Source organism: Acinetobacter sp. YH12064 (assembly GCF_013419735.1).
GTDB classification, from domain to species: domain Bacteria; phylum Pseudomonadota; class Gammaproteobacteria; order Pseudomonadales; family Moraxellaceae; genus Acinetobacter; species Acinetobacter amyesii.
Genome location: NZ_VOZP01000019.1, coordinates 88,547 through 97,947 on the forward strand (window position 1 = coordinate 88,547; position 9,401 = coordinate 97,947).

Sequence of the window (9,401 nt, forward strand, 5' to 3'; positions counted from 1 at the left end):
TAATTTAATTTTTTATAGAGTTCCATCTTTCAACTTTAATAAATCATGATAAGTTTGTTTTTTTTGAACAATTGTTTTTAAGATAAAATCTGTCTTTCTTAATGACTCAGCATTGTTCAGATCAAGCATAATCGCCACTTCATTATACCATTCATCTTCAGGTGCATTATTTTCCCAACGATCCCCCCATCTGTCATCTCTACTAATTTGAATTGATGAATTCACATCGACTAAACCATCTTTATTTTCTTTTAAAATTCCTAAGTGAATTACTATTTCGATGGCATCATTAATAATTGTCAAAGGATAATATACCTCTCCATCTGGATTTCTTCTGAAATCAGAGTATTCATTTGCAGCAAACCAAGCTGTAATCTGCTCTTTTGGTATGTATGCTTCTAAAATATTCTTTAAACAAAGATACATACTACAATAATCGTCATATTCTCTATCCCACTGTAAAAATGGAAATTTTGGGTGATCCTTAAAAAAATTAACTATCTTTTCTATATTCGTCATTATTTAACCTTTTAATATTTCGCCCTTCAAAATATCTATATCCATTCTTCTAGCATCAAAATCTGGTGGAATAACACCAGTAAAATGACGACCTGCAAAACTAAAAGAATGTTTACCTACAGAAACTCCATATGGTGTCTTCGCTTCCATCCAAGCGATCATTGCTTTATAGGCTTGAGTTGCACCTTTGTGATAATCAACTGGACTTTTTATTTTAGTATCTGGTTTGCTATGACCTTCTAATTTTAGCATGGCAATACGCATGGAAAGTGCATATTGCTTACATAGTACTAGAGGCGGTGGAAAAGGGTGATTTGTCCAAACGCTACCTGCTTCAGTTGCAGTCACAATCATTCTATTTGCATTCTGCGCCTGTATACGACCACTATGCTGTTCGTTCTTACACTCCTTATTAGAACTATTACAAGATCTCTCAAGTTCCTTAGATTTCGCTTTACTTGCTGCCAATGCTTGATCTTTTTGCTCTTGAGTTATACCCGAACGACTATTATCGATATCCTCTTCAGCCAGATCAATTCTTTGATTGAGCATGCCTGTAATTGTTCCATCTCCTAATGGGGATGGAGTGAATATTCCAGTTAATATTACGCCTATAGGATTTGCTCTTGCTCCTACTTTAGCTGCAGTTCCTGCTCTTTCAGCAGCTTTTTCAGCAGTTGTCCCCCCCAACCACCAAAAATATCTGCTGCATCAGCCGCTATTGCCACGATTTTTTCTCCAATGCTTCATAGAATTTTTGACTATCTGAAGAATTTAAAGAGCTTTGTAAAACTCCAGCTAAGATATCAATTGCAAGAAATGGTGGAAATAATCTATTTATTAATAAACTGCGATTCCATGGATCATCATCTAAATTATTTTTATTCAAAATAAAACATAATTCTCCGTAAGCCGCTCTCCATTTGTCATAGTCAGCATGATTTTCCATTCCTACCAGATATTTTCGAATTTTTGTTTGGGCAGTAATCAGGAATTTTAGTCCACTATCTTCATTATTATTAAAATACTTTATCGCCAGTTCGCTATAAGTGTTTTTTAGCCGATTCCAGTTCCACAAGGCTAGACTTTCTTCACGATCTGCAGAAAATTCCTCAAGCTGTTCTTTAGTAAATTCGATAACCATTCTAAATCCTCTCCAATAACTTGAAATCACCAGATACTTCTTGATACCACCAACCATCAATAGGTTCTAACAGAATATCTAAATTTTTTTTATCTAATAGTCGATTTAATGATTTGATAACTGAAGGATCATAAAATCTGAACAATGCTAATTCGCCGGATGGTAATTCTGCTTGTAAGAATGGCTGAAAATGTTTGATCAATTCTTGGTTCGATAGATTTGTTTTCAATATCGAAAACATTCCTAAATTTTCTTCTATAACAAGTTCATTAATAAATTTTTGATTATTTAGTTTATTTAAATTCAACAATAAAGGGGAAAATTCTAATGGTGTAGAATCATCAACAGTTCCATCGAATAAATTACCTATATATTTGATATTTCTATCATAGTTTAAAGTAAGCCAATGGCGCATATAAGTATAATTTTTAGCTGCATCAATCAACAGGAAGAAATTATATTTAGATTCTTCACCACTAATTTTCTTTGATAACTGTAATATGTCCATCCTATATTTCCCTATACACAAACGGTAAACCTTTTCGAGCGGCATCAATTAAACAGGGAATACATATTTTCGTAGAAATATTAGGAAGCTGGAAATTATGACGTGTACCTTTGACAAATTGTGCTTGAGCAGACCTAACCTCAACAAGCCCAGGACTATTAATATCAATAGAACCGTCAGTCTTTATTTTTATGTACCCCCCACCACAAGTCAGCATAATTTCTTTTTTGGCTGCAATCGTAATGGAATTCTCAGTACTCATGATCTTAAAATCCTTGAGAGATGCTAGATCAATTTGATCATTTTGCGCATGAACTTTAATTTCACCTTGAGCCGCTACAATATTTATACCTTTTTCTTGAGTATAAAAGCTTAATCCCTTCGCAGCATGAGCAGTAAACTCACCATTTGAATTTATATCTAACTGTTGACCCGATATAATTTTTATATTTTCTTTAGCAACATGAGTTTGTTTTTTTTGACTTACAGAAACAAAATCCTGAGGAGTACTAAGCAGAATATTAGGATGCTCAAACTTTTCTAGACTATTTTCTACTTGAGCAATCAAATCATTACTAATTTGATAGTTTTTATCTTGGAAAGCCTTACTTACTCGAGCATTTTTTTCTAAACTTTTGAGTTTTTCTATAGATTCATTTAATTGCGTTAACAACTCTTTTATATTTAATTGTATATCTTTGGCGTTTTCTTGACTCGCAGAACTAATCAATAATCCCTTACCAGCTCGAATAGCACCCCATTGGTCGGTTCTTAGTTCAAAGCCTTCGCCTCTTCCCTCACTTTCTGCGGTTTCTTTGGGATGACTGAGGTTCCCTAGGTTGAGCTGAGTGGCACCATGAGTACTTTGTAATTGTGTCGATATTTGTCCAGTCGTGTCATCAAAGCGTAGTTGTCCAAAGCCTTCACCTTGGACTTCCTTACTTTTTATTCCAGCCAGTTTTTTGGTGTCTGGCAGTTTACCTTTACTATCAAATTGGGTCGGACTGCGCTGTGCTTCATGTATGCGCCCCACCACAAATGGTCGGTCGATATTACCGTCAAAGAAATCGATGACCACGATTTCATTAATGCGTGGCAAGAAGCGTGCGCCATAACCTTCACCTGCCCATGGTGTAAGCACATCTACCCATGCAGAATCTGTGTCATTGTCATTACTGCCTGCACCGCCATCATGGCTGTGGTCATCACCACGGGTAAATAAGAAGCGGACTTTGATTCATCCCCATTCATCGACATGTATTTCTTCACCGCTTGGACCAACGACTTTAGCACGTTGCGGATGGGTACTTGGACGGTGTTCGAGCGGGTTATATTCAGGAACCGTCGCAATATTGCGGCGTTGTAATGTGAGCTGATTGGCCTGACGCTCGGCCTGTTCATGGATGGGTTTAATGTTCCACTGACTTTGTTCAATCAGTTGATTGACTTGTTCAGAAAGGTCTTTAGGTAAGTTATTTTGGTTATAAAATTTCTTTTCTGTGATTAAAAATTGTTTGTCTGCACCACTGTGTTGATCGATTTCTGGGTGTTCATTCAATTCAAACCAATAACCCACTTGGGTATCACGCACAGTCGATTGTGCACTGAATTTTTTCGATTGTAGCTCGTGATAGCGCGTTAGGTTTTGATTCAGTTTTTCAATCTGGCTGTTAGATGAAGCCGTAGCTTGGTCTTCGCCTTTTAAGTCTTGCATCCATGCAGGGCTGACATGCCATGCTTGCTCTAGACTTAAGCAGGCATTGTCTTGGCTTTGGCTATGCTGATGTTTACTTTGAACTGAACCTGCGCCTTCTTCTTGGCTCAGTCCATCGGCTTGCCAGCGCTGCACATGGACCGCAGTCGGTTGAATACTACTTGTTCATAAATACGCGGCTGTTGCGGCGTTTATGCCAAAGCGACGTTGCGTCTTCTAAAGTGAGTTTATACAGCGTGAATGAACCGTCACTCTGCCCTTGGGTGGCTTCGGTAATAATACCCGTGGTACGGAAGAGTTCGCCCTGATCGGTCACTTGATCAACGGCGACTTGTACGCCAATAAATTGTTTTAGTGGAATAAGTGCATTAGTAGATAGGCAAATCAAAGTCGCTTGCACGCCTTGGTTTAAGACATGCTCCCCATCAATACGTTGAATAAAAATCTCTGCGTTCAAAGCAGGATTGGAAAATTGCACATGAATAGCGCGTTTTTGGGCGGATAGACCCAATTGTTCTAATACAGCAAATATTTTGCCTAACATAATAAAAATTCTAAATTGTAATCATGGAAATAATTTTGCTGCTAGTTTAGTCAAATTCATCAATAAACTTAATGCTTAAAACCATAGAAGATGTTTCGATATGTAAATCCACGATTCAAAAATTCACTTAAAAATAAAAAGCTGAGAACCCACTCACTAAATACTTATTGCATATAAAATATTCACAAAATGGTTTTAGACCATGCACTTGCATCCAACAAGCAACGTCATTCACACAAGTGTAAAAATAGTTTTATCATCTAATTTACATCGAGCTTAATGATCAAATTTTTAATATTATCTTTAAAAATAGTAGATTAATTTAAACTTAAGCTAGATTAAAAAACACACAACCCTTTCTTTCCTGTCTTGTAATTCACCTAAGATCCCCTATAATTCAAAAAAAACAGACAAGTCTGTCTATTTTGCTGCAAAAACCGAATGAATTTAACATTCAGAGGGTAAAAATATAAATGAGAGAAAACGTATAAAACGTTCGAAAATCAAATCATTGACTTAAGCTAACAAAGTGAATGATTTGAACGCACAATTGTCAGCAAAGCGCGATTACCCCAAATAATCGCGCTTTTTATTTTCTTAGAATCTTAAGTTATGTGAAAAAAATTGATGGTTAATCAATACAAATATGTCGTCTCTAGATTTAAAACCCAGATGCCTACAAGCAAATTTTAAGCGGCCAATTCCAAACGAATTAAGGTTTCAACTCGCTTCCAATACTCTGCTAAATGCACATGGTTGGGGTCAATTTGGGCTTGAATGGTCATGCCATCCAAAATACTACTCAGAAATGCAGCAAGTTGTTCAGTTTGCTGAATGCCCAGATTTTGTAAGGCAGTACTTAGTTTTGATTTAAGCCACTCTTTATAGTCGATCGCAGGTTGCAATGAAGACGGATAAACTTTAGATATTTCTTCTACTGCTTTTTGAAACATACAACCATTGAAATCTGCAGTACGAAACCAAGCATCGTACCAAGCAAAAATGGTTTTAATATGCGAAAGATGGTCTTCTGGATCACATTCTGCAATAGCAGCTTCAAGTGATTCCTGTAAATTAAGATTTCGAATCACGAGACATTCTTCAATTAATTTGGCTTTAGAGGGGAAATATTTATAAAACGTCATTTTAGCAACGCCCGATTCCCCAATAATTCGATCTATACCAATCGAGTTATAGCTATAAGAATTGAAGAGTTGGAGCGCAACGTTAATGATGTCTTGCTTTTTCGACATTTAATTTACCTGATGCACCAATGGGGCCTAAACATAAAGCTTTTAAGGTAGAAAACCTAATTTTTAAACATGATTTTCGCGCGCTATTGTAAAGCATAACTTAATTGGAGTCTGTAGATAAAACCTGAGCACCCCATTAAATACAGTCTGATTTCAGATGATTTATCGAATTAGCAGTCAGGAAAATTTCGTATAAAACTGACTGCTATTTTAATTTCAACTAGCGATTTAACGTCTATTCATCTGCGTTAAAAACATGGATAAAATGAATGCCATTAACGGTGGATTTAAGAGTAGGCATTTAAGAGCAAGGGGTACTCAGAATATCTTTTTGCTTACGCTCTTGCAGTGCTTTTCGAATCACCTGATAACCGCCCGTTAAACCTAAAATCGCCATGATTGCGGCCACGATCAAATCTGGCCATAAACTACCTATACCAAATACCCCGACTGCAGCCAAGATCACTGCGACATTACCAATCGCATCATTACGGCTACATAGCCAAACGGATTGCATATTGGAGTCCCCTTCACGGAAGGCATATAAGACGTATGCACAGATGACATTAGCGACTAAAGCCAAGATACCAATCAACCCCATAGTGATCGGTTCAGGTGCGATCCCATTGGCATAAGCATAGAGCACTTTGGCAATCACCACGATCCCAAATGCTGCCATAACAAAACCTTTAACCAAGGCAACTGTTGCACGCCAATATAAACTGGCGCCAAGCACGGCTAATGAAACTCCATAATTTACGGCATCACCAAAGAAATCTAGCGAGTCCGCCCAAAGCGCAGAAGAATGTGCATAAGCCCCGCCAATCAGCTCTACCAAAAACATCATGGCGTTAATGATTAAGGCGATCCAAAGCGCGATACGAAATTTACTGTTGGGTTTGCTTGGTGCTGGCTCATGACTACATGTACATGCCATAAATGTGCTCCAATTTAAAAATCAATGGATTTGTATTATTCTTATTCAAAACTATGGACTCACTCCAAGGTCAAGCATGAACGTACAAAAACATTATTTGATTAAAGAATTGTCCACCAAATCTGGGGTAAGCGTTGACAGTATTCGCTTTTATGAAAAGAAAAAACTGCTGAAACCTAGCTTCCGCGCAGACAACAATTATCGCTATTATGATGAAGAAATGTACAAACGTTTGGTTTTTATTAAGCGCTGTCGAAACCTCGATATTTCTCTCACCGAGATTCAAACCCTGCTTGAACTTGAGCAATCCCCTACGCAAAGCTGTCATGCTGTGAATGAATTAATTGATAATCACATTCGTCAAGTTTCTGAAAAAATTAAAGAATTAGAAAATTTTAAAATACAGTTAAGTACGCTCCGTGCCAGTTGTAATGAAACCAGCCAAATCAATGATTGCCAAATTTTAAAACATTTGGAAAACGGAATATCTTAAAAACCCAACTAAAATACTTGGTTGAATCCTTTTTTTAGATCACTACAATAAAGCCATAAATTTTTTATGCCTTTATTGACATGACGATTCAACACGTAACCGAACTCCTCTCACCTGCTGGCTCATTAAAAAATATGCGCTACGCTTTTGCTTATGGAGCAGATGCCGTGTATGCAGGTCAGCCGCGATATAGCTTACGTGTGCGCAATAATGCTTTCGACCATGACAATTTAAAAATTGGCATTGAAGAAGCTCATGCCTTAGGTAAAAAGTTTTATGTGGTGGTAAACATCCAACCGCATAACTCAAAACTGAAAAATTTCATCCGTGACCTTGAACCTGTGGTTGCCATGAATCCTGATGCACTGATCATGTCTGACCCTGGTCTGATCATGATGGTGCGTGAACATTTTCCAGAAGTGTCCATTCATTTGTCTGTACAAGCCAATGCGGTGAACTGGGCAACGGTTAAATTTTGGAAAAATATAGGACTGACACGTGTCATTTTGTCACGTGAATTATCAATCGAAGAAATTGAAGAAATTAAACACAATGTACCTGATATGGAAATTGAAGTTTTCGTACATGGTGCATTATGTATGGCTTACTCCGGTCGTTGCTTACTTTCTGGCTATATGAATAAACGTGATGCAAACCAAGGTGCATGTACCAATGCATGCCGTTGGGATTATAAAATTCACGATGCAGTTGAAGATGAAACTGGTGATGTTATTCCAGTCACACAAATTGAAGAATCATCATGCTGCAATAATAAAAATGCCGATGAGCAACACGCCCTAGAACAACACCAATTCGGCGAGCCGGTTTTATTACAACGCAATGAAGAAGACATGTTTGCTGCCGAAGAAGATGAACATGGCACTTATTTCATGAACTCAAAAGACTTGCGTGCTGTACAGCATGTAGACCGTTTAACCAAAATGGGCATTCATTCTTTAAAAATTGAAGGCCGTACCAAGTCTTACTTCTACTGTGCGCGTACCGCTCAAATTTATCGTAAAGCCATCGATGATGCCCTTTCTGGTAAACCGTTTGACCCTGCTCTCATGTCTCAGCTTGAAGGTCTTGCGAACCGTGGTTATACCGAAGGTTTTCTACGCCGCCATGTTCATAGTGAATATCAGAACTATGAAACCGGCTCTTCACGTTTTGATCATCAACAGTTTGTAGGTGAAGTTTTAGAACGCAATGGCGACTCTCTTAAAATCGAAGTGAAAAACCGTTTTGTTGTAGGTGATTCTTTAGAACTGATGACCACTTCAGGCAACATCACCTTCGTTTTAACTGAAATGAAAGATAAAAAAGGTAATCTAATTGACGATGCCAAAGGTTCAGGTCATATCGTGGATATTCCTGTGCCTGCCGATGTCGATATGCGCTATGCCTTACTGATTCGTAACTTACCCAATTCGACAGTGGATATTTCGGCTTCATCTTTAGCTTATCAGGCTTGAGTTCACTTTATGGCTTTGTTGATTACAGATAAATGCATCAATTGTGACATGTGTCTACCTGAATGTCCCAATGATGCCATTTATGAAGGCTCAAAGATTTATGAAATTGATGTCGCACGTTGTACTGAATGTGTCGGTTTCTATGAGCACCAAACTTGCGTTTCAGTTTGTCCGATTGAGTGCATTATTCCGCATCCGGAGCATATCGAAAGCCAAACTGATTTATTGGAGAAGTTTAAGGGTTTGAATTTATTTAAATCTTAAATGCATGGTGTGATTGGCGTAAGACTTGCTTAATCCACTTTATATAGAGAAACAACCTTGGGGAAAGTATAAAAATAAGGTTGTAAAACAAAAATAGCTGGGCAACGAATAGGGTTCAAAATGTGTGGGGACATTTTTGAATCCTAATTTTGCAGAAAAAAAAAGGAACTCCGGTGTTAGCGTCCAAAGTTCCTATAAAACGAGAATATTAAGAAAAATAATATTCTAATGACAACATTCAGCGCGGCCAGCGTGTTTCTCGAAACACACTGGCCTTTCTTTTATTGACCCGAACGGATGATGTAATCAAAAGCAGACAATGATGCTTTCGCGCCTTCACCTGTTGCGATGATGATTTGTTTGTACGGTACTGTTGTACAGTCACCTGCGGCAAATACACCTTTCACATTGGTTTCGTTACGTTCGTTAATTACGATCTCACCACGGTTTGAAAGTTCAACTGCTGTTTCTTTTAAGAAATCAGTGTTTGGTAACAAACCGATTTGTACAAAGATACCAGCCAATTCAATCGTTTTGATTTCATCAGTTG

Annotated in this window: 10 protein-coding genes and 1 pseudogene; 3 read left to right on the top strand and 8 right to left on the bottom strand. The window is 37.7% G+C overall.

Annotated features, from left to right (window positions below):
• Positions 1–12: 12 nt before the first annotated feature.
• From FTU13_RS15750 to FTU13_RS15780, 7 genes and pseudogenes are all read right to left on the bottom strand, one after another.
• The gene (locus tag FTU13_RS15750) at positions 13–519 is read right to left on the bottom strand and encodes a hypothetical protein (RefSeq protein ID WP_180128793.1); all 507 of its coding nucleotides are present in this window, start codon (positions 517–519) and stop codon (positions 13–15) included.
• Positions 520–522: 3 nt separating this feature from the next.
• Positions 523–1,209 carry a hypothetical protein gene (locus tag FTU13_RS15755; protein WP_257226771.1) on the bottom strand — a complete coding sequence of 229 codons (687 nt, stop codon included), beginning with the start codon at positions 1,207–1,209 and terminating at the stop codon, positions 523–525.
• Between the two features lie 28 nt (positions 1,210–1,237).
• The gene (locus tag FTU13_RS15760; protein WP_111885352.1) at positions 1,238–1,663 is read right to left on the bottom strand and encodes a hypothetical protein; all 426 of its coding nucleotides are present in this window, start codon (positions 1,661–1,663) and stop codon (positions 1,238–1,240) included.
• Between the two features lies 1 nt (position 1,664).
• Positions 1,665–2,171, bottom strand: coding sequence for a DUF4123 domain-containing protein (locus tag FTU13_RS15765; protein WP_111885353.1), 507 nt, complete (start codon positions 2,169–2,171; stop codon positions 1,665–1,667).
• 1 nt (position 2,172) lies between these two features.
• Positions 2,173–4,429, bottom strand: a pseudogene (locus FTU13_RS15770) (type VI secretion system Vgr family protein).
• 689 nt (positions 4,430–5,118) lie between these two features.
• Positions 5,119–5,682, bottom strand: coding sequence for a TetR/AcrR family transcriptional regulator (locus tag FTU13_RS15775; RefSeq protein WP_180128794.1), 564 nt, complete (start codon positions 5,680–5,682; stop codon positions 5,119–5,121).
• 301 nt (positions 5,683–5,983) lie between these two features.
• The gene (locus FTU13_RS15780) at positions 5,984–6,619 is read right to left on the bottom strand and encodes a cation transporter (protein WP_180107950.1); all 636 of its coding nucleotides are present in this window, start codon (positions 6,617–6,619) and stop codon (positions 5,984–5,986) included.
• A gap of 76 nt (positions 6,620–6,695) precedes the next feature.
• On the opposite strand from FTU13_RS15780, the gene FTU13_RS15785 reads away from it, so the two are divergent.
• From FTU13_RS15785 to FTU13_RS15795, 3 genes are all read left to right on the top strand, one after another.
• A complete protein-coding gene (locus tag FTU13_RS15785; protein WP_078194531.1) occupies positions 6,696–7,112 on the top strand; it encodes a Cd(II)/Pb(II)-responsive transcriptional regulator in 417 nt (138 codons plus the stop codon).
• A gap of 80 nt (positions 7,113–7,192) precedes the next feature.
• Positions 7,193–8,587 carry a tRNA 5-hydroxyuridine modification protein YegQ gene (gene yegQ / locus FTU13_RS15790; protein ID WP_180128795.1) on the top strand — a complete coding sequence of 465 codons (1,395 nt, stop codon included), beginning with the start codon at positions 7,193–7,195 and terminating at the stop codon, positions 8,585–8,587.
• Between the two features lie 9 nt (positions 8,588–8,596).
• A complete protein-coding gene (locus FTU13_RS15795) occupies positions 8,597–8,851 on the top strand; it encodes a YfhL family 4Fe-4S dicluster ferredoxin (RefSeq protein WP_078194533.1) in 255 nt (84 codons plus the stop codon).
• 281 nt (positions 8,852–9,132) lie between these two features.
• Here FTU13_RS15795 and FTU13_RS15800 read toward each other — a convergent pair.
• On the bottom strand, positions 9,133–9,401 hold a 269-nt coding region (locus FTU13_RS15800; protein ID WP_180128796.1), incomplete at its 5' end, for an FAD-dependent oxidoreductase.

Coding starts and splice junctions, on each gene's coding strand:
- FTU13_RS15750 (WP_180128793.1), bottom strand. CDS start 519: ATGACGAATATAGAAAAGATAGTTAATTTTTTTAAGGATCACCCAAAA.
- FTU13_RS15760 (WP_111885352.1), bottom strand. CDS start 1,663: ATGGTTATCGAATTTACTAAAGAACAGCTTGAGGAATTTTCTGCAGAT.
- FTU13_RS15765 (WP_111885353.1), bottom strand. CDS start 2,171: ATGGACATATTACAGTTATCAAAGAAAATTAGTGGTGAAGAATCTAAA.
- FTU13_RS15775 (WP_180128794.1), bottom strand. CDS start 5,682: ATGTCGAAAAAGCAAGACATCATTAACGTTGCGCTCCAACTCTTCAAT.
- FTU13_RS15780 (WP_180107950.1), bottom strand. CDS start 6,619: ATGGCATGTACATGTAGTCATGAGCCAGCACCAAGCAAACCCAACAGT.
- FTU13_RS15785 (WP_078194531.1), top strand. CDS start 6,696: ATGAACGTACAAAAACATTATTTGATTAAAGAATTGTCCACCAAATCT.
- yegQ (WP_180128795.1), top strand. CDS start 7,193: ATGACGATTCAACACGTAACCGAACTCCTCTCACCTGCTGGCTCATTA.
- FTU13_RS15795 (WP_078194533.1), top strand. CDS start 8,597: ATGGCTTTGTTGATTACAGATAAATGCATCAATTGTGACATGTGTCTA.